A 26,862-nucleotide genomic window follows, 5' to 3' on the forward strand; every position below is an offset into this window, starting at 1 on the left:
CCGGCCCGTTCGCGTCCATAACCCCGCGTTACATGCAGCATGTGGGGCGCGGGACCTCAGGTCCAGACGCGCCGGATCACGCAGGTGACGCCGAACGGGTCCTGCCCGCGGCTCGCCGCGAGCGCCCCGGCTCCCTCGGGGGAGTGCACGTAGACGGCCGGGCCGCCGCGGACCCAGTGACCCCAGGCGGCGGCGAACGCGTCCGCGCGCTGGCGGGTCGTCGCGAGCACCGAGGGCACCGTGTGCCAGACCTCGCCGTCGGGACGGTCGCCCCGCAGTGATCGCAGGCCCCGCCGCAGGCCGTCCAGGCCCCGAGGCGGCGAGGTGACCCAGCGGGGTACGACGTAGCGCGGTCCCGACATCGGGGAGACCACCTCCTCCAGCGCCTCGGCGAACCGGGCGGAGGCGCTCTCGTCGGCGCTGACCAGGCTGAACGACTCGGTCCCGTCGGGGGAGACCGACCGGTGCAGGGCCTCGGAGCCGACCGGCGCGAGCCCGGCGTTCCGGAGCCCGTCCGCGACGGCAGCCGCCACCAGGCCGAGGCTGACCCGGTGCTCGCTGGCCACGCGCACCGCGTCCCGGCCCCACAGGGCCACGCTCCACGCGATCAGGGGAAGCGCGAGCACCAGCACGGCAGGAGAGACCCCGAGCCCGAGCACGGCGGCGAGCAGGAGCAGCACCGGGACGAGCGGGAGCAGGGCCAGGCGGCGCCCCGGGTGCAGCTGCACCCGGTCGCTCCAGGGCACCAGTCCCTGCGTGCCGGACACCGTGGACAAGGCAGCCGGTGAGGCCGCGGGCCTGTCCGCGACCAGGCGCACCACGTGCTCGACCCTGTCGGCGTACGCCGGGGTGGCCCGCCAGCTCTCGCGCACGGCGTCGCGGTCCTGCGCCCGCACCAGCATCCGCGCGTCGATCGCCTCGAACTGCGAGGTGGGTGGGGGCCGGTAGCTGCTGAACGTCGAGTCCACCCCGCCGACGCCGTCGACGACAGCGCCGAGCTCGTCGACCATGAAGTAGCCCTGGTGCTTGCGGGCGTAGCGGTCCCAGTCGTTGGCGCCGGCGACGTGGCCGTCGTGGACGCAGACCACCGACCAGATCAGGGCGACCTTGTCCGGGTCGGCGGGGTCGATGCGCAGGGCGCGGCCCCGGGTCTGCACCACCGCGGTGGGGGTGGTCGCCGTGGTCAGGTCGATCAGGCTGGTGACCGCGGGCGCGTCCCAGCCCTCGCCGAGCAGGCCCCGGGTGCCGACCAGCGCCCTGGTGCCGCCGGCGGCGAAGAACGCGGTGACGTGCTCGACCCACTGCGCGCTGGTCCACCTCCCGCTCAGCGTGGGGACCTCGCCGGAGGCGTCCACGACGAGGCTGGCGGCCATCCCGGGATGGGTGCGGTCGATCCAGGTGATCAGCCGGTCCAGGGTCTCCTCGGCGCCCGCGACGGTCCGGCCCGTGACCAGCATCGGGGCGAGCCCGGCGCAGGCAGGGTCGGCCAGGAGGCGGGAGAGCACCCCGATGGCAGATCCGGCCGGGTCGGGAGCGGTGTCCGGCTCGTCGGAGATCCGCTGGCGCGTGGTCGGGGTGGCGCGCTCGTGGTCGCAGAGCACCAGCGCCCGGGTGCGGTCGCCGAGGCTGGCGTGCTCGGCCGCCACGATCACGGGCACGGCGTCCTGCTTGGCGGCCGACCGGGCCGTGACCCGGTCGACGGTGCCGCGTCCGGTGCGGATGCCGGTGCGGGTCCACACGTAGCCGATCGCGGGCAGCGTGCGGCGTACGGCCTCGAGCACGGCGCGGTCACCGGCGCCTGCGTCGCCCTCGGCGTCGCTGCCCGGCACGATGCAGTTCACCAGCCAGTCGTCGAGCAGCCGGCGCCAGTCCTCCGCGGAGGGTGGTCGCCGGTGCTGCTCGTGCACCATGGCGTCCGCGGGCCGCTCGAGCAGCCCGGCGTGAGCGAGCCGCAGCGCCGCATCCGCGAGCTCGGGCTCGCGGGCGGTGACCTCGGCCCAGGTCGTGGTGCCGTCGGCGACGGGCCGCACGAACCGCTGCGTGAGCCACTGCGGCAGCGGGGTGGACCCGAAGCCGGGGGCGAACAGGTCGGTGGTGAGCTCCCGGAACCTGGTCGACTGCTCACTGAGCCAGGTCGCCTCCTCGGCGGTGGGCGTGGTCAGCCATGCCAGCTCGGCGTACGGCGCCAGCGCACCCTCCTTGACCAGCGCCGGGATCCGGGCCTCGTAGAGGACCGGTCCGAACAGGGTCGCGGTGAGCTCGGCCTGGGAACGGGTCATCGCCCCGGGCGGGGTGGCGGTGAGCCCGAGGACGACAGCCTCGGGCAGGTCGTCGAGGACCTCGCGCAGCAGCTCGCCCCAGACCTCGAGCAGGTGGTGGCACTCGTCGAGGACGATCGTCAGCGGGCCGGCCGCCTGCAGCGTCTCGACCAGGGCGCGTCCGTTGGGGTGCAGCCTGTCCACGTGGGACCGGTCACCGGCGGCCTCGTCGTCGCCGAAGACGGCCAGCGACTGGTAGGTCAGCGAGGTGAACGACGTGCGCAGCTCGCGCCGCAGGCCCGCCCGCGGGCCGTCGTACGCGTCCCAGGCGCGGGCCCACTGGCCCTGGATCGCGGTGTTCGGCGAGAAGACCACCGTGCGCCGACCCAGCCGGCGAGCCACCTCGGTGCCGACCAGCGTCTTCCCGGCGCCGGGCGGCATCGTCACCCACCAGCGAGTGGAACCGCCGGCGCGGGCCGCCTCGAAGGCGTCGAGGGCCTCGCGCTGGTGCTTGCGGAGCTCGTGGGGACACACCATGTCCTCGTAGGACTGGAGCGGTCCCAGCGCCTCGCGGGTGCTCAACGGTAGTTCGTGAACTGCACTGCGAAGTCGTAGTCCTGCGACTTCACCAGCTGCTGCACCGCCTGCAGGTCGTCCCGCTTCTTGCTGGTCACCCGGAGCTCGTCGCCCTGCACCTGCACCTTGACGCCCTTGGGGCCCTCGTCGCGGATCAGCTTGCCGACCTTCTTGGCGTCCTCGGTGCTGATCCCCTCCTTGAGCGCGATGCTGATCTTGGACTCGCGGCCCGACGCCCGCGGCTCACTGGCGTCGAGGATCTTCAGCGACTGGTTGCGCTTGATCAGCTTCTCCTTGAAGACCTCGAGCACGGCGCTGGCCCGGTCCTCCGCGTTCGCGGAGATCTCGATCGCCTCGGTGCCGGACCACTTGATCTCGGCGCCGGTGCCCTTGAAGTCGAAGCGCTGCGAGATCTCACGCGCGGCCTGGGACAGGGCGTTGTCCACTTCCTGGCGGTCGATCTTGCTGACGATGTCGAACGACGAATCGGCCATCGTGGGGGGTCCTCCATGCGATTTAAGTTCTGGGTCACTGCTGCGCTATCCTCGGCTGCGCTGCTGGCCCACTCTAGTGGGTCGGTTCGCATGGCAGGTTGTCCGAGCGGCCAATGGAAACGGACTGTAAATCCGTCGGTGTATACCTACGCAGGTTCGAATCCTGCACCTGCCACCAGTTGGATGCTGAAAGACCCGCAGGTCGCTGACCTGCGGGTCTTCGCGTTCGAGGGACATGGCGAGGCCCGGGGTGACGTGTCTCACTTCCGTACGTCGTTCGTCACCGGGGCCACCGCGTGCGGGTGCGGTGGCGAACGTCGCGCTGCTTGGCCGAGTCCCAACCCGGTGGTGTGGTGGTCTCGATGTCCTCGCAGAGCAGGTCCTCGTCTGCCAGCACCATCCCGACCGCAGAACACAGGCGTGAAGCGCCGAAGAGACACCGGTTCACGGTGAGCTGCCGGTTCAACAGATGACTGTGTGATCCGGCAGTTTTCGTACAAGGGCTCCTTACCTAGGCCATTTCGTCCGATCCCCGGACAAGGCAGTTGGCTCTGGGACAGGATTGGATGCAATCCGATCAGTGGCTTCTCCAGGGCGCGGCGAGACCGTTCCGGCCGCATCGCGGTTCGAGAAGGAGCTCTCCTAGGTGCTCGCCCCCCGTGCTGGACGTCCGCTGCCCCGCCGTACCGGGCGCCGCCTCGTGCACGTCACGGTGCTGGCGCTGGTGGGATCGCTGCTGGCGCTGCTGCCGGTCTCACCCGCCGCGGCCGCGGGGCCGGCCATCGTGGTCGCGAAGACCAGCGACGGGCAGGTCCTGCTGGGTGGCGCGATCGGCTACACGCTGAGGATGACCAACCCGGCACAGACCGGTGCGCGGCCGGAGTACAACGTCTCCTTCCGCGACGTGCTGCCGGCCGGCGTCACCTACGTCGCGGGATCCACCACGCCGAGCTCCAGCGGGGAGCCCAGGGTGGTCACCGCCACGAACGGCGTCCAGACCCTGATCTGGTCGAACCTCAACGACCTGCCGGTCGGGGCCAGCACGGCACTCTCCTTCCGGGCCACTCCGTCCAGCACGACCCATCCGGTCGGCGCCACCGTCAGCAACGTGGCCCAGGGGTTCGCCCAGAGCGACCCACGCACCCTGCCCCGGTTCGAGGCCGACGGCGTACCGGTGGCCAGCAGCTACACCGAGACGGCGAGCTCGTCCCCGGCGACCACCCGGATCACCGCGCTGCGGATCGAGAAGAGCGAGCCCAGTCCCGAGAACGAGCTCCTGCGCGGCATCCACGAGCACAGCACCGTCTACACCCTGCGCGTCACGAACAACTCCACACAGGTCACTCAGAGCGTGAGCGTCGTGGAGTACCTCCCGGCCGGGCTGGAGTTCCTCGGCTGCGGCGCCACCGACAACACCGCCGCAGGCACCGTGGAGTACCCGGGGGCCCCGAGGCTCGACGTCAGCACCCCGTCCCTGGCCGGGGACTGTCCGCTCCCAGCCACGGTGAGCACGGTGACGCTGTCCGGCGGGAACGCGCAGGGTCTCTCCGCGGGCGTGTACACGGTCGTCACGTGGAGCCTGGCCAACCTCGGGGCCAACTCGAGCGCCACCATCCGCTACCGCGCAGGCATCCCCCAGCGCGCGAACGTCCCCTTCGTCGACGGTCCCTCGGCCGGGAGCCGACTCCAGGCCGCGAACCTCGACAACAACACCGGTCCCTCGACCAGGGAGGGCTCGGCGGAGCAGGCGCTCACCAGTCTCGCGACCGTGACCGGGACCTACCAGGGTCCGGTGGCGAGTGGAGCGTCGAGGTCGGTCAGCGACTCCGCCCGGCTCACGGTCACCGCCGAGGACCTCGCGCTCCAGAAGTCGGTCGCCCCGACCGGCTTCGAGGCCGGGCAGGTCGCCACCTTCACCTTCCGGCTCCGGACCGGGGAGTACGCCGACGCCTCCGACGTCGTCCTCACCGACCTGCTGCCGGACGGTCTGTGCCCCCTGGACACGACCACCAACCATGCCCCCGGAAGCCCCGAGGAGTGCGCGCCCGGCCCGGGCTTCACGACCACCGGGGGCACCTCCTTCGACGAGGTGGTCTCCCACGCGGACGGCACCTACTCGATCAGGTTCGCCCCGATCGACCTCGCCCACGACGGCACGGCCACCGTGACGTTCCCGGCACGCATGCGTGCGGAGTACGCCGCCAACGGCGATCCGACCGTCTCCGGCGACGGGTACCTCAACCGGGTCTCCCTGCGGGGCACCACGACCATGCGCGCCGAGGTCGAGGCACCCGAGCCGGGGGAGGTACTCACCGACGTCCGCGACGAGTCCGAGGTCTCGCTGAGCTCCGACGCGCCCAGGCTGACCAAGACGATGAAGCCGGTCGCCAGCCCCTATGCGTGCGGCCTCGACGGGACCTACACCGACAACGACCGCACGGCCGCGAACAGTGCGGCGCTGACCTTCGCCGAGGGCGACCGGATCTGCTTCAAGATCCGGGTCGACTTCTCCGAGGGCAATGCGACCAAGGATGCCGTCGTCACCGACTTCCTGCCCAGCTACGTCGCCTACGAGGCCGGGTCGGCAACCGCGACCGCGAACAACTCGGTCCTTGCTGACCTGGACACCACCGGCCCCCTTACCTGGACCATCGGCTCTCCCGAGGGCGGTGGGAGGTTCGTGGGCAAGGGGGCGGTCTTCGAGTACACCGTGGCCGGAATCGTCACCGCGCCGTCGAGTGTCCCGACCCCCGACATCACCGCCAACCTGGCCAAGCTGAGCTGGACCGACACTGCCGGCGAGGTCGGGTTCCTGCGCGACCAGGTCGACTTCTCGATCGCGGCCGACCCGCCCCTCGCCATCACCAAGACGGCCACCCGCGGGGGCACCACCGTGGCGAACAACGGCACCGTGCGGTCGGGCGAGGCCCTGACGTTCACCGTCGGCGTCCGCAACAACGGGTCGGTGGCCACCCGCAACGCCGTCCAGGTCGTGGGGCCGGACGTGTGGGACGTGCTGCCCGCGGGCATCAGCTGCGCCCTCGTCACCGGCATCTCCGACCTCGGGGTGTGCACGGACCCGCAGGACTCGCCCCCGTCGTACGCCGGCAACAACACCCTCAGCGCGATGCGCTGGAACCTGCCGGACACGGTCACCATCGAGGCCGGAGCGACCCGCTCCCTGACCTACACGATGACCATCCCGACCGACCCGCGTGTGGGGACGAGTTACACCAACACCGCCGCCGTCGCGTCGTTCGCCACCACCGACAACACGGGGGGGCTCGGCCAGCACTACCCGGCCGAGAACATCGACACGTCGGTCACGCCCGCGATGGAGGACACCATCGCGGCGCCAGCCACGTTCACCGGCGTGGTCCCCTCACCGGTCCTGGCGAAGGAGAGCACGACCGCGACGACCCCCACCAGCACGTCTCCCGACGCGTCGAACGCCGCGAACCAGGTCGTCATCGGTGAGGGCATCACCTACACCGTCTCGCTCACCGTGCCGGCCCACACCACGATCCACAACGCGACGGTGACCGACCCGATGCCGACCGGTGTCGAGCTCCGCTCCGCCTCCGTGGAGTACTCCGCAGACGCCGACGGCAACGGTCAGCCCGAGAGTGAGCCCAGCTTCACCGCGGCACTCCCCTCCGGGGTGGTGTTCTCCCCGGTCCCAGGAGTCGGGGCCGCGGGGACCGCGACGCTGGCGCTCGGCAGCACCTACGTGAACTCGAGCGACGAGCCGCAGATGTTCCGGATCACCATCCAGGCGCGCGCCACGACCACGGCCGTCAACGTCCACAATGTGCTGCGCAACAACACCGCGACCCTGAGGCACACGGCGACCACAGCGACCGGCAGCACCGCGACGACGGAGACCGCGACCTCGGGCGTCACAGTCGTCGAGCCGGCGCCCACGCTCAAAAAGACGAACGACACCACCGGCGACCGGGTCGTCGCCGGCCAGACGGTCACCTACACGCTGACCGCCGGGAACCCGACCGGTCGCCCGATCCTGCACGACACCTGGGTGGTCGACTGCGTGCCCGACGGGCTGACCCTCACCGGCGTCACCTCGGTGCCCGGGGGCGACACCACCACCCAGACGGCAGGGGACGGGCAGAACGGTTGCGCTGCCGAGCAGACGGTGCTCCGGTGGCAGATCGGCGACCTGTCGGGCGCGGAGGTGCTGCGCTACGCGGTGGTCGTCTCCAGCGCCTCTGCCGGTCTGCAGAGCTACCGCAACGCGGCGACGCTGGCCGGCTCCAGCCTCCGCAACGGCACGGATGCCGCCGTACCGGAGGAGCGCTCCTACGGCGCCTCGGCCTCGAACACGATCACGGTGGGCGGAGCGGGCCTGGCCAAGTCCACGAGCACACCGACCAGGACGATCGGCCAGCGCGCCGTGTTCACCACGACGGCGACGCTCCCGCCCGGGATCAACTTCTACGACAGCGCCATCGTGGACACCCTGCCCGACGGCCTCGAGGCCGACACTGTCGTCCTCACCGGGAGCACCTGCTCACCCGGCTGCGCCGTCGCCCCGGTGCCCTTGACCGGGGACGGCCAGAGGATCGGCTGGTCCCTGGGCGACCTGCTGTCCTCCGGCGCGCAACGCGTCGTGACCCTGACCTACACGGCCCTGGTGCAGGACGTCGCCGGCAACAAGGCGGGGGACGTGCTCGCGAACACGGCCGTCCTCGGGTGGGACCTGACCGACGGGCCGGACAGGACCACGGTCTCGGAGACGAGCGGCCGCGCCAGCTCCCCTGGGGCGGCGAGCGTCAGGGTCACCGAGCCCAGGCTGAACCTCGCCAAGACCGCCAGCACCTCCGCACCCGTGCCCGGCCAGGTCTTCAGCTACTCGGTCCGGGTCACCAGCTCGTCCGGGGCGAACGTGTCCGCCGCGCATGACGTCACCCTGAGCGACACGGTCCCGGACGGTGTCGTCGTGGACCCCACGAGCATCAGTCACGGCGGGACCATCACCGGAGCGTCCGCCAGCGGGGGCGGCGTGATCACCTGGGCCCTGAGCGGCGAGGTCGGAGCTGGCTCATCGCAGACGCTCACCTACCGGGCCCAGCTGGCCACTCCCACCCCGAGTGGCCAGCTGACCAACACGGCGCGCATCACCGGCTACCGGTCGCTGCCCGGGGCCGGGCGGGTGTACCCGGGCGAGTCCAGAACTGCCACGATCAACGCGGCCCTGCCGCGCGTCGTGGTCGCGAAGTCGGTCGTCGGTGGCGTGCTCGCCTACATCGGTGCACCCAAGACGTGGCAGCTCACGGTGACCAACGACCGCGCGTCCACGGCGTACGGCGTCGACGTCGAGGACACGCTGCCGCCCAACTGGGAGTACGTGCCGGACTCGGCGCGGGTCTCCGTGCGCGGGGCGGCGCCGGTCGCGCTCGAGCCCACGATCAGCGGGTCGGTGGCAACCGGGCAGCGCCTGGCCTGGACCGACCTGGGAAACCTTCCGTCTCGTAACGACACCGTCGTGATCACCCTCCAGGCGGTCCCCGGGGCTGCCGTCACGACCGTTCCGGGAGTGGGGATGGCGGCCACCCACACCAACACCGTGTCCACCACCGCCGAGGACGTCAACGGCAAGCGGGCCAGCGCCGACGGGGTCCTCTACAACGGTCCCGCAGCCACGGCCGTGGCCCGCGTCGCCTCCGCGGACCTGCAGGTGACCAAGGCTGCCGTGGGCACCCCGGTGGCGGGCCGGGACCTCACCTGGAGGGTGACGGTCCGCAACAACGGCCCGGACACGGCCGCGGGGCCGATCACGCTGGTGGACACGCTGCCGGCACAGCTCACCTCGGTCACCGCGACGGGAACGGGCTGGACCTGCAGCGGCACCGCGCCGGTTACGTGCACCCGAGCTGCCGGCCTCGACTCCGGCGCCGTGGCGACGGTCGAGGTGACGGGCCGGATCCCGGCAGGGACCACGACGGGCACCGAGCTGACCAACCGCGCGACGATCGGCGGACCGACGTACGACCCGGCCCCCGCGAACAACGAGACCTCGAACCAGGTCACCGTGACCACCGACGCGGACCTGGCGCTCGACAAGGAGCTCACCGGTGCGATGACCGCCGGGACCGTGGCGACCTACACCCTCGACGTGACCAACAGGGGCCCCTCGGTCCACCGGGGCTCGATCTCGGTCACCGACGAGATCCCGGCCGGGACGACGTTCGTCGGCGCCACCGGGGAGGGGTGGAGCTGCGCGGAGGCTGCCGGAACCCTCACCTGCAGCCGCACCGACGAGCAGGCAGTGGGTCCCGTGGGGCAGGTCAGCGTGCGGGTCCGGGTGGACCCGGCACGTACAGCGGCCGTGGTGAACCGGGCCGTGGTCGACGGCCGGACCAGCGGTACGCCGGACAGCGTCACCAGCAACGACTCCGACCAGACCACCACCACCCCGGCCACCGCTGCCGACCTGTCGGTCGACAAGGTCTCCCGGGGGACCTTCACCGCCGGGCAGCCGGGCACCTACCGGATCACCGTGCGCAACGCAGGGCCGTCGGTGGCGCGGGGCGTGGTCGTGAGCGACACCCTGCCCGCTGGGACGGCGTACTCCGGGGCCACCTCGGTCAAGGGCGCCTGGGACTGCTCGGCCACGGGCCGCGCCGTGCGGTGCGATCTCGCGGGGACGCTCGGTGTCGACGGGGACGCGGTGCTCGACGTGGTCGTCGACGTGGACGCGGGGCACACCGGCAACCTGCGCAACACCGCCACGGTCCAGGCGGACACCCCGGAGCCGGCCGGCGACCGGGACAACAACAGCGACACCGACGACACCACCGGTGCCGTCGACGCCGACCTGCGGATCACCAAGAGCCACCCCGCCGGCGAGGTCGTCGCCGGCGAGACCGTGTCCTACACGGTGACGGTCACCAACGACGGACCCTCCGTGAGCGGTGGGCCGATCCGGGTGACCGACACCCTGCCGGAGGGCCTGAGCTGCGTCACCGTGGACGGCGAGGCCTGCCAGGGAGGCACTGCCCAGCTCACCCGGGTTGCCTCGCTGGCGCCGAACGCCTCCTTCAGCGTCGTCGTCGTCGCCCGTGCCGCTGCCTCCGCGGGGCCCGCGACCCTCACCAACCGCGCCCTCGTGGCCGGTCCCGACGACACGGACCCGACCAACGACAGCGCCCAGGACCCCACCGAGGTCGTGGACCGCGCGAACGTCAGCCTGGCCAAGTCACCCGACGGCGACACCGTGCGCGCCGGGACCGAGAAGACGTTCACCCTGACGGCCCACAACGACGGGCCCTCGGACGCCGACTCGGTGTCGGTCACCGAGCTGCTCCCGAGCGGGATGAGCATGGTCAGCATGAGCGGGACCGGCTGGACCTGTACGCCGGCGACCGCCACCTGCACCCGCGCCACCCTCGCCGCCGGGGCCGACTCCACGATCCAGGTCGTGGTCGCGGTCGACGCCGCCGTCGTGGACGGCTCGACCCTGACCAACACGGCACGGATCTCCACCTCGACGGGCGGGGACGATGCACGGGACAACACCGCCAGCGCCGACATCGACGTGATCGCCCGCGCCGACCTGGTGATCGCGAAGACCCACGCCACCGGGACCGTCACGGCGGGGGAGGCCACGACGTACGACATCGACGTCCACAACGACGGCCCATCGGACGCCCTCACCGACCTGGTGGTCACCGACACGCTGCCGGACTCGATGAGCTTCCTCGCGGCCGACAACGGCTGGGACTGCACGCCCGCCGGGCGCGTGGTGACCTGCGAGCTGGCCGAGGGCCTCGCATCCGGTGCCGATGCACCCACCCTGCGGATGCGGGTCCACGTGGCGGCCGACGCGGACGAGACCCCCGCGGCGCGCAACGAGGCCGGCGTCACCACCCCCACCACCGACCCGGACCGCAGCGACAACACGCACGGCGTCGACGTGGCGATCACCCGGGCAGCAGCCCTGACGGTCACCAAGAGCCACACCGGTGACGGCAGGATCGGCTCGGAGGTCGCGTTCACGATGTCGGTCCGCAACGAAGGGCCATCCACCGCACGCGGACTGGTGCTCACCGACCAGGTCCCCTCCGGGCTCGAGTTCGTCTCGGCCGACGGGGGCCCCGACTGGTCGTGCCAGTACGCCGGTGCGAGCGCCACCGTCACCTGTGAGCACGACGGTCCGCTGGCCGCCGTGCAGGATGCCGAGCCGGTAGTGGTCACCGCTGCCGTCACGGCCGCGGCCTACCCGAGGGTCACGAACCTCGCCACGGTGGAATCCCTGTCCTCCGCGGTGCCGGTCTTGAGCAACGAGGACACGGTGGAGGTCCCGCCGCTGGCCGACCTCTCGCTGGTCAAGGAGCACCGCGCGGTGATGAAGGTCGGGCAGCAGGCGGCGTACACGCTCACCGTGCACAATGCCGGCCCCACCGAGGCGCCGGGGACGGTCAGCGTGAGCGACGCCCTGCCCGACGGGCTCGCGTTCGTCTCGGGACAGGGGAAGGGCTGGACCTGCGCCGAGCCGGCGGGCACGGTCACGTGCACGCGTGCGGGACTCGCGGCGGGCGAGACCAGCACCGTCGAGCTGGTGGTGGGCGTCGGGCCGGCCGCCTACCCGTCCGTCACCAACCTCGCGACCGTGACCAGCCCGGCCGAGGACCCGGAGCCGGCGAACAACTCCTCGACCGACCAGGCGCCCGTGCACCCGGCGGTGGACCTGTCCCTAGACAAGTCGGTGCACCGTCAGAGCGCGACCAGCGCCACGTGGGCCCTGACCGTCACCAGCGAGGGACCGAGCGCCACGGTCGACCCGGTCACCGTGGTCGACCAGATCCCCTCGGGCCTGCGGTACGAGTCCGCTCGTGGCCCGGGATGGGACTGCCAGCAGATCGGGAGCCGGGTGACGTGCCTGCACGAGGGCACCATGGCGGCCGGGGCCAGCTCGACCATCCTGCTGACGACCGCCGTCGCGCCCGCTGCCACGGGCCCGATCCGCAACGTGGCCTCGGTGACGGGCGGATGGCGCCTTCGCCAGGCGATGGCCGTGTCGGCGGCGATCCTGATCCCGGGTGATCCTGCGGCGTCGGCCGCCGGGGCGGCCACCATCGCCACGGGGTCGTCCGACGACCTGCCGGACACGGGCGGACCGGTCTGGTGGCCGGTTCCGCTCGGCGCCGCCCTCGTGCTGGCCGGATGGCTGGTGCTGCGACGGGGTCGGCGCGGCCGGGCCCTGGGGCAGGGATCCGGCCAGCAAACCGGATAGTCCCGAACGTCGGCAGGTGAATCGGAGCATCCGTGGGCGGTCGTGCCCGGTGACATGCCCCGGCGGTCCCCACCGCCGCGCCCCGCCACCTGCGCCTCCGAGGCACGTCCGGGCCCGCCCCCATAGCCACACCGGGCCCCGTGGGTGCAGACTGCCCTGTGACCTGAGTCACCTGGTGGGCCTGCGATTCACGGGAGCGCGGCGCCGGGTGAGGTGAGGAGAGCCGTGACCACCGCCCAGCAGTTCGACGAGGACTCAGCCCAGGCAGACGGCAGGACCGTGGCCTTCAGGGCGGTGGGCGTCAAGAAGCACTACCCCGGTGTCAAGGCGCTCGACGGCGTCGATCTCGAGGGGTACGCCGGCAGCGTGCTGGGCGTGTGCGGCGCGAACGGCGCCGGCAAGTCGACCTTCGCGAAGCTGCTGGCCGGGGTCGAGACGCTGACCGACGGCGAGATCAGCATCGCGGGCTACCCGCACCCGGTCCGCGACGCCGCGGAGGCCGAGCAGGCGGGGGTGCTGATGATGCACCAGGAGCCCTTGATCATCGACGACTTCACCGTGGGGGAGAACGTCTGGCTCTACAAGCTGCGTGCGGGCAAGGACATTCGCCCGTGGGCCACGAAGACCGACACGAACAGTGCGGAGACCCGCAAGGTCCTGGCGGGGGTCGGCCTGGGGCACCTGTCCACCCGGGAGCTGGCACGCGACCTCGGACCGGGGCAGCGGCAGATGCTGTCGTTGAGCCGGGCCGCGGTGAGCAACCACAAGATCATGATCCTCGACGAGACCACCGCCTCGACGAGCGAGGAGCACTTCAACGACATCCTCGAGCTCGTCGAGCGGGAGAAGAGGGCCGGGACCTCGGTCATCTTCGTCTCCCACCGCCTGCACGAGGTGTTCGCGATGTGCGACCGGATCGCGGTGCTGCGCAACGGCAAGCTGGTCAAGGTGCTCGACGCGGCCGACAGCGATCCGGACGAGGTCACCACGCTGATGATCGGGCAGGCGCTCAAGGCCCTCGACCGCCCAGCCCCGGTCGACGTGGGCGAGAACGAGGTTCCGGTGATGTCGGTGCGCGACCTCTACGGTGGCGCGGCCAGGGGCGTCTCGTTCGACGTGAACCAGGGCGAGATCCTCGGCCTCTACGGGCTGGTCGGCAGCGGGCGCTCCTCGGTCGCCCGGACGATCACCGGCCAGCGCCCGGCGGTGAGTGGCTCGATCAGGCTGCACGGCGAAGAGATCGACCTGCCGAGCCCGCAGACGGCGGTGACCAAGGGGATCGCCTACCTCACCGAGGATCGCCGGCTGGAGGGATTCGTCAAGGACTTCGACAACGGCGAGAACATGAGCCTGGTCGTGCTCCCCAAGCTGTCCCGGGGTGGCGTCGTACAGACGGCGCAGGAGAAGAAGCGCGTCCGGGAGCTGATCGGCGAGTACCAGGTCAAGGGCGGCACCAGGACCTACACCCGCACCCTGAGCGGCGGCAACCAGCAGAAGGTGGTCGTGGCGAAGTGGATGGAGACCGACCCCGAGTTCGTGGTCCTCGACGAGCCGACCAAGGGGATCGACGTCGGTGCCCGCGCCAACATCTACGAGATCATCCACCGCGTCGCCGCCCGCGGCAGGGGGGTCCTGGTCGTCTCCAGCGAGGCCGAGGAGCTGTTGTCGCTGTGCCACCGCATCCTCGTCCTGCGCAACGGCGAGATCGTCGCCGAGTTCGACCCCGAGGAGGCGGACACCGACGACCTCATCCGCACCGCCCTCTCCCACGAGGACTGAACCCACCGCTCCGACCCCACCAGCAGAGGACTCGATCATGACTGCGAGCGAAGCTCTTCCGGCAGTGCACGACCACGAGGAGAACTACTCCCGGGGACAGGCCCTGGTCGGCTGGCTCAAGGGCCAGTACGCCCTCTACATCCTGGTCGCGATCCTGCTGGTGGCCACGGTCACCAAGGGGAGCGTCTTCTGGGGCGGGACCAACATCACGAACCTGCTGCTGCAGATGTCCATCATCGGCGTGGTCACCCTGGCCCAGCTGATCGTCGTACTGACCGGTGGCATCGACATCAGTGTCGGCTCCGCACTCGGCCTGGCCGCCGTCATCTCCGCCGGCCTGTTCGGCGGGCCCTCGGTCCTGCTCGCCCTCGTGGTGGCGCTGCTCATCGGCGGCGCGGTCGGCGCCGTGAACGGGTGGCTGGTCTCCTACCGCGGCCTGGAGCCGTTCATCGTCACCCTCGGCATGCTCGCCCTCGCGCGTGGACTGGTCTACGCCTACGGCAACGGCATCCCGATCGTCCCCGAGGCCGCGGCGACGTTCGCCGACGTCGGCCAGGCGACGCTGCTGGGGATCCCGGTGCTGGCGCTGATCTGGATCCTGATGATCGCCCTGGTCAGCTTCCTGCTCAACCGCACGGTGTGGGGCCGCCGCGTCTACGCGATCGGCTCCAACAAGGAGGCGGCCAGGAGCTCCGGCATCCCCGTCCGCACCACGTTGTGGTCGGTCTACATCCTGGCCGGGCTGCTGGTCGGGCTCGGCGGCTGGATGTTCCTCGCCCGGTTCGCCAGCGGCACCTCCACGGCCGGCAACCTCCTCGAGCTCGAGGCGATCGCGGCGGTGGTGATCGGCGGTGCCCGGCTCGCGGGTGGCTACGGCAAGGTCTTCGGCGCGGTCGTCGGCACGATCATCTTCGCGGTGATCGCCAACCTGCTCTCGCTGCTCAACGTCTCCACGTTCCTCCAGGACGCGTTCCGCGGTGCGCTGATCCTGGTGGCGGTCACGCTGGCGACGGTGCAGATCAAGTCGAGGAAGAAGACCGACTCGACCCAGCCCGCGACCAAGTAGCCGGCGAGGTGAGGGAGACGGACATGCAGGCAGGCAGACGGCGTCGTGGGACCGGGCGTGCGGGCGCACTCGTCGCAGCGCTGGTGCTCCTCTCGGCCTGCGGTGGGCAGATCTACCCGTCGAGCAAGCCGGCGTCCGCGCCGGCCAACGGGGTGAGGTCGGATCCGAAGGACGTGGTGGTGGGCTTCGCGCAGCAGCAGCTGCAGGCGCCGTACTTCGCGGCGATGCAGGTCAAGGCCCAGGACATCGCCCGGGAGAAGGGCTTCAAGCTGCTCTTCCAGGCCGCCAACAAGGATCCCGTGGTCCAGATGAACCAGATGCAGGCGATGCTCGCCCAGGGCGCCGACGTCCTGGTGGTCAACGCCACCAGCGTCAAGGGCCAGAAGGAGATGATGACCCAGATCGCCTCCAAGATCCCGGTCGTCTACATCGACACCAGCGTGCCCGGCACGGGGACCACCAGCGTGCAGTCCGACAACCTGACCATCGGCCGGGAGTCGGGCAAGATCACCGCCAAGCGCTTCCTGGACATGGGCAAGAAGAACATCAAGCTGGCGCTGCTGACCGGCCCGGCGACCGACGAGTTCGTCGGCCCTGCGCGGCGCAAGGGCTTCCTGTCCGGGCTGGACGAGGGCGGGCTGAAGTACGACATCGTGGGGTCGCAGAGCGGTGACTACGCCCAGGACAAGGGGCAGGTGGCCGCGGAGAACATGCTGGCGGCCAACCCGGACACCGACCTGGTCGTGGGGCTGAACGACTCGATGGCCCTGGGTGCCTACAACGTGATCAAGGGCAAGGAGCGCTACAAGGACGTGTACGTCGCCGCCGCGGCCGACGGCCAGAAGGAGGGCCTGAAGCTGATCAAGGACGGCGGGTGCGACGGGCGCTACATCTCCACCGGGCTGAACTCGCCCACGCTGGCGGCCGAGAAGGCGCTGCAGATCGCGCTGGAGATCGGCACCGGGGCCAAGAAGCCAGCCGACTACCCGGAGGAGTCGTTCACCAAGGCGGTGGGCATCGGCTGCGCGAACATCGAGGAGTACTACGACCCGAAGAGCATCTTCTAGCGCGGGCCGGTCCCCCTCAGGACACCGGCGGGTTGATCGTGACGGCCCCGTCCTCGGGTGCCGGGGCGAGGTAGGCGTGCACGAGCGGGACGGCCGAGGCGCCCTCGCCGCTGGCGGAGGCGACCCGTTTCATCGAGCCCGAGCGGACGTCGCCGGCAGCGAAGATCCCGGGGACGGTGGTGGCCAGGTTGGCCGGGGGGAGCCCGTCGATCCAGCGATCGCGGGGGACGTCGCGGCCGGTGAGGATGAAGCGGTCGCGGTCGCAGGCCAGCTCCGGGGGCAGCCAGTCGATGCGCGGCTCGGCACCGAGGAGCAGGAACAGCCCCTGTGCCGGCTCGGTGGTGCGGTCGCCGGTGGTGGTGTCCTCCAGGCACAGCCACTCCAGCTGCCCGTCGCCGCCGCCGTCGACCACCCGGGTGCAGGGCCGCACCCGGATCCGTTCGCTGTAGCCGATCTCGTCGATCAGGTAGCGAGACATCGTCTCCGCGAGGCCTGACCGCCGGACCACGATCGTGACCGTGCTCGCGAACCGGGCCAGGTGCAGCGCTGCCTGCCCGGCCGAGTTCCCGCCGCCGACCACGAACACGTCGCGGCCCTCCATCTCGCGGGCCGCGGTCATGGCGGCGCCGTAGTTGACCCCTGAGCCGACCAGGTCCTCCAGCGCGGGCACCCCCAGCTTGCGGTAGGTGACGCCGCTGGAGATGAGCACGGTGCGGGCGTGCACCTCGCCCCCCTCGGTGCGCAGCAGGTGCGGAGTGCCGTCGGCGCCGGGCTCCAGGCCGGTCACCTCCCAGCCGGTGAGGAACCGGGTGCCGAAGCGCAGTGCCTGGTTGCGGGCGCGCTGGGCCAGCCGCATCCCGGAGATGCCCCGGGGGAAGCCCAGGTAGTTGCGGATCATCGAGCTGGTGCCGGCCTGGCCCCCGACGGCCTCGGCCTCCAGCACCGCGACCGAGAGGCCCTCGGAGGCGCCGTAGACCGCTGCTGCCAGTCCTGCCGGGCCGCCGCCGACCACGGCGAGGTCCACGACCTCCTCGAGCCTGAGGTCGCCGGGCTTGCCGTTGATCGAGATCGCCACGTCGCGCACGCTGGTCGCCTCGATCGGCCTGCGGTTGGCCGAGACGACGACGGGCCAGCGCAGGTCCTCGACGCCCAGCTGTTCGCGTACGCCGGCGAGGTACTCGGCGATCTCCGGGTCGTCGGGGTGGTGCACCCGGTTCTGCATCCCCATCCGGTCCAGGAAGTCGCGGATCGCCATCGTGAGGGAGTCGTGGGCCGGGGAGATGACCTTGGCGGTGACGACCTCGGGGCGCGGCACCGTGGCCGTCCACTCCGAGAGGAGGTCGGTGATCGCGCCGTGGAACTCCTCGTCCCGCTTGCCGCGGGGCATCAGCAGGTAGGCGTCGTACTTGCCCTTGGCCAGGCCGACCCGGAGGGCGGGGGCGTCGGCGAGGAAGTGGTCCAGGTGGGCGGCGATCACCCGTCGGGCCGTGGGCACCAGCCGGCGCCAGCGGTGGAGCGCCTCGAAGACGTGCTCGACGTCGGGCAGCCGCGAGTCGGTGACGAACATCGCCACCTGGCCGCCGGCGTCGAGGACCGCGCGGGCGGTCTCCTCGGCCTCGCTGGCGTCCGTCGCGGTGCGCAGGTCGTAGTCGCGCTGGTACCTGCTCCGGAACTCCTCGAGGAGCACGTCGGTGTGGTGCTCTGCGACGAGGACGATGGTCGGCTCTGCCACGCTCTCCAGCGTAGGCCGACTTCGGGCAGGCGGCGGTGCCCATTTTCCGCGGCGCCGGGCAGGCCCGTCCGGCTCATCCGTGGTGCTCGGGCTCGGTCTCCTCGAGCCTGCTGTCCCGGCGGCGTACGACGACCAGGGTGACCGCCAGCGCCAGGAGCGGCCCGAAGACCAGCAGGTAGAACAGTGCCGCCTCGAACCCGTGCATCGGGCCCATGTGCTGGGGCACCCCGACGGCCACCGGGAGCCTCCCGGCGACGCTCACCGGGAGGCGCCCACGCTGGGCCCGTCATCCGGCGCGGGAACGGGCTCGGTTGCGCCGGCCGGACGGGCCCGGAGTGCGGAGTAGCGGGCGACCCCCCAGCCGAGCGCGAGGACCAGGACCAGCGAGCAGGCCAGCACCACCAATCCGGCGACGAGCCACAGCCAGCCGGGTACGCCTTCCTTGAGCTCGCGCTGGAGCAGCAGCTTCTCGTTGCCGACCTCGCGCTGTGCGCCGTCGGTGGCGCTGACCTCGGGCTTGTCCAGCGCGGTGTCCTCGGGCAGGAACACCGGCAGCGCCGCGATGTGGCGGCCGTCCTGGATCCGCACCATCGTCTTCCAGCTGCCGGCGACCGGCATCGGCTTGGTGGTCTCGTAGGTGGTGGAGGAGACCTTCTCGAGGTGGTCGATGTGCAGGCCCTTGGAGCCGCCGCCCTGCCAGCCGGTGATCATGATCCAGGCCGGGGCGCCGTCGACCGGGGCCCGGTCGAACTCGAACGAGGCGTTCGCGCGGGCGCCGTCCTGGCCGACCGGGCTGATCTCCATGGTCGCGCCGAGGTCCTGGGGCCGGGTCACGACCAGGCCGTTGGTCGCGGCAGCGGCGACGGCCAGGATGCTGAGCCCGAACGCGATCGCGGGTGCACGTCGTACAGGCAGCTGGCCACGCAGTCCGAGGACCAGGAGCGCGCCGCAGACACCTCCGCTGACGCCGCCGACGACGGCCATCGCCATCCCCTCGAGCGCGACGTCGCCGGTCCAGGGCAGCCGGAACGCGACCTGGGTCCAGGCGTACTCGGCCCAGAAGCCCGCGGTGCCGATCAGCAGCCCGCTGACGGCTCCGGCCACGACCGGGCGCTGCCGGAGCAGGTGCACGACGATCTCCACGATGACCGCCTCGGCGAGGTAGAGCGGCACCGCGGCCCAGAGCTCGCCGAGCACCGGGCCCACCACGACGCTGACGCCACCGCGCACCGCGAGGTAGAACAGCACCGCGGCGACGGCCCCGCCGCGGCCGATCCACAGGCGTGCTCCGACCAGCGCCAGTCCGGCGGCCAGGGCGATCAGCATCGGCTGCAGCACCAGGCGGAACTGGGGTACGCCGAAGTCGAACTCGGCCTGGAAGACCGAGAGCCCGATCAGCATCCCGCCCATGATGAAGCTGCGGTGCAGGTAGGTGCGCACGCGAGTCCCGCCCGGTGTCGCCGAGGGGTCACGCGCGTCGCGGCCCTCCTCGTAGAGGATCGCCATCGCGACCAGGGACAGGCCCGCGCCACCGATCAGCATCAGGTGGGTGGGGCCCCACAGGGTGACGTCCTGGCCGAAGATCCGGTGCCAGACGTCGTCTAGGGGGAAGCCGAGCAGGGCGTAGGAGCCGGCGCCGGTGAGCAGCACGCCGCCGACGGGGGCGTGCAGGGTCCGGCTGAGCCGCACCGACGCGGGGCCGGGCTTCTCGTCGCGGGCCAGCACGCACGCGAGCACGCCGGAGGCGGAGATGCCGAACAGGCCGAACATGATCGGGTAGTGCGCGGGGTTCGCCAGCGGGCCCTCGTCGCGTCCGACCCCGATGTGCAGCGAGATGTCCCAGTACATCCCGAGCAGGGCGGTCACCAGTGAGGCCATCGCCAGCAGCAGGGGGAACATCGCCCACCCGGCGAGGCCGGTGCCGAACCAGGACTTCTCGGTGCGGTCCATCAGTCGCTGCAGGACGTCGATGCGCCTGGTGCGGTGGCCGATGGCCAGCACCCCCAGCAGGCCGATCAGGATCACGGCGGCGCCGGTGGCGAGCACGATCTGGTCGATCGGGGCGGCGCCCGCCGGCCGGGAGTCGGCTTGGGTCACGAGGAGACCGAACGATGTCATGCGTGGATGTAACAATATTCAATGGCACATAGCAAGGGGTAGCGTGCGGGGTGTGACGGACGAGGCACGCGCGGAGGACTTCACGATCGAGGAGCTCTCCCGCCGTACCGGGATGACAGTGCGCTCGCTGCGCTCCTACCAGTCACGCCGGCTGCTGCCACCGCCGCAGGTGCGGGGCAGGACCGGGTACTACGACGACCGGCACGTGGCCCGGATCGAGCTGATCAAGGACCTGCAGAGCGAGGGCTTCAAGCTCGACAGCCTCGCCAGGATGCTCGACGAGGGCGGTCTCTCCGACGCCGAGCTGCTGCGGTTCACCCGCTCGGTGCGCGGCCTGTTCAGCACCACCGAGGGGCAGGTCACCACGATCGAGGACCTCGTGCGCAGGTTCGGGATCGAGGACCCCGCCGCCGCGGCGCCGGTGCTGGCCCGGGTGGAGAAGCTCGGCCTGATCCGTCCCGTCGGGGACAACACCTACGAGGAGCTCGCCCCGCGACTCCTCCAGGCCGGCGAGCACGCCATCAAGACCCTCGGCCTCGGGCTCGAGGAGGCCCTCGACGTCGTCGGGCAGCTGCGCAAGCACGCCGAGGGCGTGGCCCGGGTCTACCTCGAGCTCTACCTCAAGCGGGTGTGGACGCCCTTCGTCGACGCCGGTCGACCCCAGGAGCAGTGGGACCAGGTGCAGCGTGCCCTCGAGGAGGTCCGGACCCTGGCCACCGAGGCGCTGCTCGGCGCCTTCGAGCTGGTGATGTCCGAGCGCATCGAGCAGACCTTCGACCGCGAGCTGCTCCGGTCCCCGGCCGCTAGTAGCCGGTCGAAGGAGCGGAGGAGCCGATGACCCCGGAGCCAGTGACCGAGCGCAACGTCCTGGGCGAGGAGCTGCAGCCCTGCGGGACGGACCCGATGACGGGGTTCTACCGCGACGGCTGCTGCGCCACCGGCCCCGAGGACCGCGGCAGCCACACGATCTGCGCGGTCGTCACGGCGGAGTTCCTCGAGCACCAGCGCAGCATCGGCAACGACCTCTCCACACCGATGCCGCAGTACGGCTTCGCGGGACTCGTGCCGGGCGACCGGTGGTGCGTCACCGCGGTCAACTGGGCCCGGGCGCACCTCGACGGCGCCGCGGCCCCGGTCGTGCTCGCCTCGACGAACGAGACGGTCCTGCAGATCGTGCCGCTGTCCGCGCTGCGCCTGCACGCCGTGGACGTACCGACCGACCCGCGCGGGCTGGAGTGACACCGGGCCCGACGACCGGGTGGTCGGGCTCATCCCTCGTCGCGCCACCGATCCTGTCCTAGGTTGGGACCATGACCGAGAAGGAAACCCTGGACAGCGTCCCCACCGGCCTCTTCATCGGGGGGCAGTGGCGTGACTCCTCCGACGGCTCGACGCTCGACGTCGAGGACCCCGCCACCGGCAAGATCCTGACCAGCGTGGCCTCGGCCACCGTCGAGGACGGCAAGGCCGCCATCGACGCCGCCGTGGCGGCGCAGGCCGACTGGGCGCGCACGGCCCCGCGCGAGCGCGCCGAGCTGCTCCGGTCCGCGTTCGAGCTGCTCACCGAGCGGGCCGACCACTTCGCGATGCTGATGACCCTGGAGATGGGCAAGCCCCTGGCGCAGTCCCGGGGAGAGGTGACCTACGGGGCGGAGTTCTTCCGCTGGTTCTCCGAGGAGGTCGTCCGGATCGCCGGCCGCTGGGCGTCCTCACCGGACGGGAACACCCGGCTGCTGACGATGAAGCAGCCGGTCGGCCCGGTCCTGATGATCACGCCGTGGAACTTCCCGCTGGCGATGGGCACCCGCAAGATCGGCCCGGCCATCGCCGCCGGCTGCACGATGGTGGTCAAGCCCGCCTCCCAGACGCCGCTGACCATGCTCGCCCTGGCGGACCTCCTCAAGGAGGTCGGCGTCCCTGACGGCGTGCTCAACGTGGTCTCGACGGCGCACACCGGCGAGGTGATGGAGCCGCTGATCGGGGACCCGCGGCTGCGCAAGCTGACCTTCACCGGGTCCACACCCGTGGGCAAGACGCTGGTGCGCCAGTCCGCCGACCAGCTGCTGCGGGTCTCGATGGAGCTCGGCGGCAACGCGCCGTTCCTGGTCTTCGCCGACGCCGACCTCGACAAGGCAGTCGAGGGCGCGATGCTGGCCAAGATGCGCAACATGGGCGAGGCCTGCACGGCCGCCAACCGGTTCCTGGTCCACGAGTCGGTGTCCGAGGAGTTCGCCGCGAAGTTCGCCGAGAAGATGTCGGCGGAGGTCGTCGGGCGCGGCACCGAGGACGGCGTCACCGTCGGCCCGCTGATCGACGCCAAGCAGCTCGACAAGGTCGCCGAGCTGGTCGGCGACGCCACGGGCAGGGGCGCCTCGGTGGTCACCGGCGGCTCCACCACCGGCGACGCCGGCTACTTCTTCGAGCCCACCGTGCTCACCGACGTGTCTCCGGACGCAGACCTGTTCCGCGAGGAGATCTTCGGTCCCGTCGCCCCGATCGTCACCTTCTCCGAGGACGAGGACGCGGTCCGGATGGCCAACGACACCGAGTACGGCCTGGTCGCCTACGCGTTCACCACCGACCTCGGCCGGACCATCCGGGTCAGTGAGGGCCTCGATTTCGGGATGGTGGGGATCAACCAGGGGATCGTGTCCAACCCCGCGGCTCCCTTCGGCGGGGTCAAGCACTCCGGCTTCGGCCGCGAGGGAGGACCCGAGGGCATCGAGGAGTACCTCTCGGTCAAGTACGTCGGCATCGCCCCCTGACGCTGACGATCTCGCGGCCGCGGGGTCAACCGATCGGTTGACCCCGCGGCTCCGCCTGGTGCCCGATGTGCCGGGGTGGGGTGAGCGGCGAGGGTTGGCGCATGCCTCCAACCACGTCCGCACAGCACGCCGTCCAGGTCGACGGTCTCCGCAAGGCCTATGGCACCAAGGTCGTCGTCGACGACATCAGCCTCACCGTCGAGCGCGGGGAGATCTTCGGGATCCTCGGGCCCAACGGTGCCGGCAAGACCACCCTCGTCGAGTCGATCGCCGGGCTGCGCACCGGCGACGCCGGCGCCGTACGCGTGCTGGGCATCGACCCGTGGACCGACCGCGACGCCCTGACCCGGGTGCTGTCGATCCAGCTCCAGGAGAGCCGCCTGCAGGCCAAGATCACGGTGCAGGAGGCGTTCGAGCTCTGGTCCGCGCTGTACGACGACCCGGTGCCCTGGCGCGAGGTCGCCGAGCGGCTCGGCCTCGTCGAGCACCTCGGCCGCCGCTTCGGCACGCTGAGCGGTGGCCAGCAGCAACGGCTCTCCATCGCCCTGGCGCTCGTGGCGAACCCGCAGGTGGTGATCCTCGACGAGCTCACCACCGGGCTGGACCCCCGGGCCCGGCGCGACGTGTGGCAGATCGTCCGGGACCTGCGGGACCAGGGAGTCACCGTGCTGCTGGTGACCCACTCCATGGAGGAGGCCCAGGCGCTGTGCGACCGGATCGCGATCGTCGACCGGGGCCGGCTCCGGGCCCTGGACACCCCCGAGGGCCTGATCCGCACCGCGGGGGAGGAGACCGTGATGAGCTTCCGGCCCGAGGTGCCGGTGGACCTGGAGTCGCTGGGCCTGCTCCCGGCTGTCCGCTCGGTCAGCAGCGAGGACGGCCTGGTCGTGGTGACCGGCGGGGAGGACGTGGCGCTGGCGTCGCTGACCTGGCTCAGCGAGCAGGGAGTCGCGCCCCGGGGGCTGCAGGTGAGCTCCGGCTCGCTGGACAGCGCCTACCTCGGCCTGACCGCCGACCAGGTGGAGGAGCCGGCATGAGCACCCTGACCCGGCCCGGTGCCGCTGCCGTCGTACGTGTCGAGGCGCGGCTGTTCACGCGCGAGCTGGCATCGCTGTTCTGGATCCTGGTCTTCCCGACGGCGCTGCTGTGCATCCTCGGGGCGATCCCGAGCTTCCGCGAGCCGGACGCGGACCTCGGCGGGCTGAGCACCGTGGACGTCTACCTCCCGGTGATGATCCTGCTCTCGATGATCATGGCGGCGATCATGGCGATGCCCCCGGTTGTCTTCGCCTACCGCGAGAGCGGCGTGCTCCGCCGGCTCGGCACCACCCCGCTGGGTCCCGGCACCGTGCTGGGGGCGCAGGTGCTGCTGCACGCCGCGGCCGTCCTCGTCTCCACCGTGCTGGTGCTGGCCGTGGGAAGGGTGGTCTTCGGCACCCCGCTGCCCGAGTCCGTCCTGGGCTACGCGCTGGCCTATCTGCTCGTCCTGGTGGCGGCCTTCTCCATCGGTGCGGTGGTCACGGCCGTCTCCCCGAACCAGCGGATCGGCACCGCGATCGGCACCATCGTGTTCTTCCCCGCCATGTTCACCGCCGGCCTCTGGGTGCCGGTGCAGGTGCTGCCCGACACCCTGCGGGAGGTGCTCGGCTACACCCCCCTGACCGCCGCGGCGGAGGCGATGACCGAGGCGATGGCCGGCGACTTCCCAGGCGTGGGCCACCTGCTGGTGGTCGCGGCCTGGGCAGCGGTGCTCTCGGTCGTGGCGGTGCGCAGCTTCCGCTGGGAGTGAGTGCATGAGTGAGTCGAAAGTGAGCCAGGAACTGAGCCAGGAAGTGAGAGGGTACGACGCGTGAGCACGACCGTCGCGGACCCCCTGGACTGGCAGCGCTGGTTCCGGCACCTGCCGCTGGGATTGCTCGCGGGGGTCACGGTGGTGGCCCTGGCCACGGGCCCGGCGACCGGTGCCACGTCCCCGGGATGGCGCCTGGCCGCCCAGCTCGCGCTGGCCGCGCTCACCGCGGCCTGGCTGGCCTGGACGACCTACGGCGCACGCCACACGCAGAGCGGGCCCACGCCGCGGCGCTACGTCGTCCGCACCCTGCTCGCGTTCGCGCTGACCCTGCTCAACCCGCTGTTCTGCATCTTCGCCTGGATCGGCTTCGCCGACGCCACCGAGACGTTCAAGGGCCGACGGGTGTGGTGGGCCTTCGGCGCGACGGCCGCGGTGATGGCCCTGGGCCAGTCGAGCGGCGTGCGCGAGGGCGTCGCCGCCTCCCTGGCGTTCTTCCTGGTCTTGATGGCGGTGAACTTCGGGCTCGCGGCCGCGATGGGCCGTTACTCGCTGCACGTCGACCAGACCCACCAGGAGCGCGCGGTCGCGCTCGCCGAGCTCGAGCGGGTCAACCGGGCCCTGGAGGAGACCCTGCAGCGCAACGAGTCCCTGCAGGACACCGTGGTGGCCCAGGCCCGGGTCGCCGGCGTGCACGAGGAGCGGCAGCGGCTGGCCCGCGAGATCCACGACACCATCGCGCAGTCGCTCGCGGGGGTGCTCGCCCAGCTCCAGGCAGCCGGCCAGGAGGCGCATCCCGGCGCCCGGATCGCCCGGGCGACCGAGCTGACCCGCGCCGCGCTCGCCGAGGCCCGCCGGTCGGTGATGGACCTGGCCCCGGCGGCACTCGCCGACACCGGGCTGCCGGAGGCGGTGCAGGCGATCGTGTCCGCGTGGGCTGCCGACCACCCCTCCCGCGCCGAGGTGGTCGTCACCGGCGACGTCCGGCCGCTGCATCCCGAGGTGGAGGCGACGGTGCTGCGGGTGGTGCAGGAGGCCCTGGCGAACGTCGCCCGCCACGCCGCTGCGCAACGGGTGGGGGTGACGCTCTCCTACGAGGGGGAGGAGGTGCTCCTCGACGTACGCGACGACGGGGCCGGGTTCGACCCCGGCCAGCCGGCCAAGGAGACCTCCTTCGGCGTGCGCGGCATGCGGCAGCGCGCCGAGCGGCTCGCCGGGGACCTGACCCTGGAGTCGAGCAGGAGCGGCGGCACCGCGGTGTCGCTCCGGCTCCCGGCGCTGCCCCGGGAGGCCGCGTGAGCACGATCCGGATCGTGGTCGCCGACGACCATCCCGTCGTACGCGACGGGATCCGCAGCATGCTCAGCTCGGTGGCGGACTTCGAGGTCGTCGGCGAGGCCGCCAGCGGTCCCGAGGCGGTGGCCCGCGTGCTGGAGCTGGATCCCGACGTGGTCGTGATGGACCTCCGGATGCCCGGCGGAGGCGGGGTCGAGGCCGTGCGCGCGCTGCGGGCCCAGGGTTCCCGGGCCGCGGTCCTGGTGCTCACCACCTACGACACCGACTCCGACACGGTCGCGGCGATCGAGGCCGGCGCGACCGGCTACCTGCTCAAGGACACCCCTGCGGAGGAGATCTTCGCCGCGGTGCGCGCCACCGCGGCGGGGGAGACGGTGCTCTCCCCTGCGGTGGTCAGCCGGCTGGCCTCGCACGTACGCCGCCCGCCGAGCGGCGCCGCGCTGTCCGCCCGTGAGCGCGAGGTGCTCGCACTGGTCGCCAAGGGCAACTCCAACCGCGCGATCGCCCAGGAGCTGTTCGTCAGCGAGGCGACCGTGAAGACCCACCTGGTGCACGTCTACGAGAAGCTCGCGGTGACCGACCGTGCGGCGGCGGTCGCGACGGCCTACGAGCGGGGCATCCTGGGGGGCGTCCCACCCGTCTAGGGTCGTCGGTCCGGCCACGCAGAGG

At 71.7% G+C, this 26,862-nt stretch carries 16 protein-coding genes and 1 tRNA gene; 12 read left to right on the forward strand and 5 right to left on the reverse strand.

What is annotated here, in order from left to right; all coding sequences use genetic code 11:
- Positions 1-56 precede the first annotated feature (56 nt).
- Positions 57-2,840 carry a DEAD/DEAH box helicase family protein gene (locus AC4BGC_RS00960; RefSeq protein ID WP_490553968.1) on the reverse strand — a complete coding sequence of 928 codons (2,784 nt, stop codon included), beginning with the start codon at positions 2,838-2,840 and terminating at the stop codon, positions 57-59.
- On the reverse strand, positions 2,837-3,328 hold the full coding sequence (locus tag AC4BGC_RS00965; protein WP_490553969.1) for a YajQ family cyclic di-GMP-binding protein: 492 nt from the start codon (positions 3,326-3,328) through the stop codon (positions 2,837-2,839). Before AC4BGC_RS00965 ends, AC4BGC_RS00960 begins: the two co-directional genes overlap by 4 nt.
- Positions 3,329-3,420: 92 nt before the next feature.
- Between AC4BGC_RS00965 and AC4BGC_RS00970 the strand changes: the two genes are divergently transcribed.
- The 5 genes from AC4BGC_RS00970 (at position 3,421) to AC4BGC_RS00990 (ending at position 16,493) form a co-directional block, all read left to right on the forward strand.
- Positions 3,421-3,506, forward strand: a tRNA-Tyr gene (locus tag AC4BGC_RS00970).
- Between the two features lie 468 nt (positions 3,507-3,974).
- Positions 3,975-12,581 (forward strand): hypothetical protein, encoded by an 8,607-nt coding sequence (locus tag AC4BGC_RS00975; protein WP_490553970.1) that lies wholly within the window; start codon positions 3,975-3,977, stop codon positions 12,579-12,581.
- Positions 12,582-12,806: 225 nt separating this feature from the next.
- The gene (locus AC4BGC_RS00980; protein WP_490553971.1) at positions 12,807-14,360 is read left to right on the forward strand and encodes a sugar ABC transporter ATP-binding protein; all 1,554 of its coding nucleotides are present in this window, start codon (positions 12,807-12,809) and stop codon (positions 14,358-14,360) included.
- Positions 14,361-14,397: 37 nt separating this feature from the next.
- A complete protein-coding gene (locus AC4BGC_RS00985) occupies positions 14,398-15,426 on the forward strand; it encodes an ABC transporter permease (protein WP_490546609.1) in 1,029 nt (342 codons plus the stop codon).
- Positions 15,427-15,449: 23 nt separating this feature from the next.
- On the forward strand, positions 15,450-16,493 hold the full coding sequence (locus AC4BGC_RS00990) for a substrate-binding domain-containing protein (RefSeq protein ID WP_490553972.1): 1,044 nt from the start codon (positions 15,450-15,452) through the stop codon (positions 16,491-16,493).
- A 16-nt stretch (positions 16,494-16,509) separates the two neighbouring features.
- Here AC4BGC_RS00990 and AC4BGC_RS00995 read toward each other — a convergent pair whose 3' ends face one another.
- The 3 genes from AC4BGC_RS00995 to AC4BGC_RS01005 form a co-directional block, all read right to left on the reverse strand.
- Positions 16,510-18,225, reverse strand: a complete 1,716-nt coding sequence (locus AC4BGC_RS00995; protein ID WP_490553973.1) for an NAD(P)/FAD-dependent oxidoreductase — start codon at positions 18,223-18,225, stop codon at positions 16,510-16,512.
- A 73-nt stretch (positions 18,226-18,298) separates the two neighbouring features.
- Positions 18,299-18,487, reverse strand: a complete 189-nt coding sequence (locus AC4BGC_RS01000) for a hypothetical protein (protein ID WP_490553974.1) — start codon at positions 18,485-18,487, stop codon at positions 18,299-18,301.
- Positions 18,484-20,343, reverse strand: coding sequence for a hypothetical protein (locus AC4BGC_RS01005; protein WP_490553975.1), 1,860 nt, complete (start codon positions 20,341-20,343; stop codon positions 18,484-18,486). The genes AC4BGC_RS01000 and AC4BGC_RS01005 overlap by 4 nt, the downstream gene beginning before the upstream one ends.
- 52 nt (positions 20,344-20,395) lie before the next feature.
- Between AC4BGC_RS01005 and AC4BGC_RS01010 the strand changes: the two genes are divergently transcribed.
- The 7 genes from AC4BGC_RS01010 to AC4BGC_RS01040 all read left to right on the forward strand — a co-directional run bounded on the left by AC4BGC_RS01010 (position 20,396) and on the right by AC4BGC_RS01040 (position 26,837).
- Positions 20,396-21,181: a MerR family transcriptional regulator gene (locus tag AC4BGC_RS01010; protein ID WP_490553976.1), complete on the forward strand. Its 786-nt coding sequence runs from the start codon at positions 20,396-20,398 to the stop codon at positions 21,179-21,181.
- Positions 21,178-21,582, forward strand: coding sequence for a DUF2237 family protein (locus tag AC4BGC_RS01015; protein WP_490553977.1), 405 nt, complete (start codon positions 21,178-21,180; stop codon positions 21,580-21,582). Before AC4BGC_RS01010 ends, AC4BGC_RS01015 begins: the two co-directional genes overlap by 4 nt.
- Before the next feature lie 71 nt (positions 21,583-21,653).
- Entirely contained in the window at positions 21,654-23,108 is a 1,455-nt protein-coding gene (locus AC4BGC_RS01020) for an NAD-dependent succinate-semialdehyde dehydrogenase (RefSeq protein WP_490553978.1), read from the forward strand.
- Between the two features lie 101 nt (positions 23,109-23,209).
- Complete coding sequence (locus tag AC4BGC_RS01025; protein ID WP_490553979.1) at positions 23,210-24,145, forward strand: ABC transporter ATP-binding protein; 936 nt, start codon at positions 23,210-23,212, stop codon at positions 24,143-24,145.
- On the forward strand, positions 24,142-24,897 hold the full coding sequence (locus tag AC4BGC_RS01030) for an ABC transporter permease (RefSeq protein WP_490553980.1): 756 nt from the start codon (positions 24,142-24,144) through the stop codon (positions 24,895-24,897). The genes AC4BGC_RS01025 and AC4BGC_RS01030 overlap by 4 nt, the downstream gene beginning before the upstream one ends.
- Positions 24,898-24,957: 60 nt before the next feature.
- Entirely contained in the window at positions 24,958-26,196 is a 1,239-nt protein-coding gene (locus tag AC4BGC_RS01035) for a sensor histidine kinase (protein WP_490553981.1), read from the forward strand.
- The gene (locus AC4BGC_RS01040) at positions 26,193-26,837 is read left to right on the forward strand and encodes a response regulator (RefSeq protein WP_490546598.1); all 645 of its coding nucleotides are present in this window, start codon (positions 26,193-26,195) and stop codon (positions 26,835-26,837) included. The genes AC4BGC_RS01035 and AC4BGC_RS01040 overlap by 4 nt, the downstream gene beginning before the upstream one ends.
- Positions 26,838-26,862: the final 25 nt, after the last annotated feature.

Source organism: Nocardioides sp. Z38_18 (genome assembly GCF_058215695.1).

Bases quoted from the DNA above. Each gene is read 5' to 3' on its own strand.
- AC4BGC_RS00965 (WP_490553969.1), bottom strand. From the start codon at position 3,328: ATGGCCGATTCGTCGTTCGACATCGTCAGCAAGATCGACCGCCAGGAA.
- AC4BGC_RS00985 (WP_490546609.1), top strand. From the start codon at position 14,398: ATGACTGCGAGCGAAGCTCTTCCGGCAGTGCACGACCACGAGGAGAAC.
- AC4BGC_RS00990 (WP_490553972.1), top strand. From the start codon at position 15,450: ATGCAGGCAGGCAGACGGCGTCGTGGGACCGGGCGTGCGGGCGCACTC.
- AC4BGC_RS01005 (WP_490553975.1), bottom strand. From the start codon at position 20,343: ATGACATCGTTCGGTCTCCTCGTGACCCAAGCCGACTCCCGGCCGGCG.
- AC4BGC_RS01015 (WP_490553977.1), top strand. From the start codon at position 21,178: ATGACCCCGGAGCCAGTGACCGAGCGCAACGTCCTGGGCGAGGAGCTG.
- AC4BGC_RS01020 (WP_490553978.1), top strand. From the start codon at position 21,654: ATGACCGAGAAGGAAACCCTGGACAGCGTCCCCACCGGCCTCTTCATC.
- AC4BGC_RS01025 (WP_490553979.1), top strand. From the start codon at position 23,210: ATGCCTCCAACCACGTCCGCACAGCACGCCGTCCAGGTCGACGGTCTC.
- AC4BGC_RS01030 (WP_490553980.1), top strand. From the start codon at position 24,142: ATGAGCACCCTGACCCGGCCCGGTGCCGCTGCCGTCGTACGTGTCGAG.